At 45.9% G+C, this 525-nt stretch carries 3 tRNA genes; all 3 read right to left on the reverse strand.

Annotated features, from left to right (window positions below):
* Window positions 1–190: 190 nt before the first annotated feature.
* A tRNA-Val gene (locus VME0621_RS26005) sits at window positions 191–266 on the reverse strand.
* Between the two features lie 30 nt (window positions 267–296).
* Window positions 297–372 (reverse strand) — tRNA-Ala (locus VME0621_RS26010).
* Window positions 373–401: 29 nt separating this feature from the next.
* Window positions 402–477 (reverse strand) — tRNA-Lys (locus VME0621_RS26015).
* Between the last annotated feature and the right edge of the window lie 48 nt (window positions 478–525).

The following is a 525-nucleotide window of genomic DNA, read 5'->3' on the forward strand; positions in this document are numbered from 1 at the left end:
GTAATTCCCAAGAACACTTGAATGTGTGTTGGTACCTACATCTTTCGATATAGGATTTGAGAACTTTTAAATGAATAACATTAATCAAATGTTATTCGTCAGCTTTCCAAATTGTTAAAGAACGAGACTTCTACAGCAATAAAGCTTTCGAAACCATTTTTAAGAACACTTAAGTAAATGTGCTTAAAGATGGTGGGCGATACCGGGCTCGAACCAGTGACCCCCTCCTTGTAAGGGAGGTGCTCTCCCAACTGAGCTAATCGCCCACGAAAGTCATTCCGTGGAATGTTCAAGAATGGTGGAGCTAAGCAGGATCGAACTGCTGACCTCCTGCGTGCAAGGCAGGCGCTCTCCCAGCTGAGCTATAGCCCCATTTCTTGAGAGTTCCTTCAAAGAAGGAATGGTGGGTCGTGCAGGATTCGAACCTGCGACCAATTGATTAAAAGTCAACTGCTCTACCAACTGAGCTAACGACCCAATGGTATCCCGTAGGGGAGTCGAACCCCTGTTACCGCCGTGAAAGGG

Source organism: Vibrio mediterranei, assembly GCF_900088415.1.
GTDB classification, from domain to species: domain Bacteria; phylum Pseudomonadota; class Gammaproteobacteria; order Enterobacterales; family Vibrionaceae; genus Vibrio; species Vibrio mediterranei.